1 protein-coding gene is annotated in these 1,232 nt (G+C 44.0%); it reads left to right on the forward strand.

The window, feature by feature from the left end; translation table 11 throughout:
• Positions 1 to 1,232, forward strand: a 1,232-nt coding sequence (locus tag VXQ92_RS19110) for an aconitase family protein (protein WP_416682859.1), incomplete at both ends; no start/stop codon positions are given.

Below are 1,232 nucleotides of genomic sequence, written 5' to 3' on the forward strand. Positions count from 1 at the left end.
TAGGCCAACCTATTTCTATGCTCATTCCTGAGGTGATCGGTTTTAAACTAACCGGCAAATTACAAGAAGGGATTACGGCAACTGACTTGGTGCTCACCATTACTCAAATGCTTCGCCAAAAAGGAGTGGTAGGTAAATTTGTCGAGTTCTATGGCGATGGTCTAGCCGATTTACCACTTGCTGACCGTGCAACCATTGCCAATATGGCGCCTGAATATGGTGCAACTTGTGGTTTCTTCCCAATTGATGAAGTGACTTTGGGTTATTTGAAATTAACAGGTCGTCAAAGTGACCGTATTGCATTGGTTGAAGCATATAGCAAGGCGCAAGGCTTATGGCGTAATCCGGGCGATGAACCTGTGTTTACAGATACGTTAAGTTTAGATATGAGTACGGTTCAGGCAAGTTTGGCAGGTCCAAAACGCCCTCAAGACCGTGTGCTTTTATCGGAAGTGCCTAAAACGTTTAATGCGCTCATGGAATTAACCCTTAAGCCAGCCAAAGAAGCGAAAGAACGTTTAGAAAATGAAGGCGGTGGCGGTACGGCTGTAGAAGCGACCAAAGCCAATATTCAGCATGAAAGCCCATCTTGTGTAATTGAAGGACAAGAATATCCGTTAAATCATGGTGATGTCGTCATTTCTGCGATTACTTCATGTACTAATACTTCTAACCCAAGTGTCATGTTGGCAGCCGGTTTACTTGCTAAAAAAGCAATTGAAAAGGGATTGCAGCGTAAACCGTGGGTAAAAAGTTCACTTGCGCCTGGTTCTAAAGTTGTGACCGACTATTTATTGGCGGCTGGGCTTACGCCGTATTTAGATGAGTTGGGCTATAACTTGGTCGGATATGGTTGTACAACGTGTATTGGTAACTCAGGTCCTTTACCTGAACCAATTGAAGATGCAATTCAGTGTCATGATCTAAACGTGGCATCTGTACTTTCGGGTAACCGTAACTTTGAAGGGCGTGTGCATCCATTAGTTAAAACCAACTGGCTTGCCTCACCACCACTTGTGGTTGCCTATGGTTTAGTTGGGAATATCCGTACAGACTTAACGACTCAACCAATCGGGCAAGGTAAAGATGGGCAACCTGTTTACTTAAAAGATATCTGGCCAAGTCAGGCAGAAATTGATGCCGTCTTACAAAAAGTAAATACCGACATGTTCCACAAGGAATATGCTGCGGTGTTTGATGGTGATGAAAGCTGGCAAGCGATTCAGATTCCA

This window comes from Acinetobacter sp. 228, from assembly GCF_048147885.1.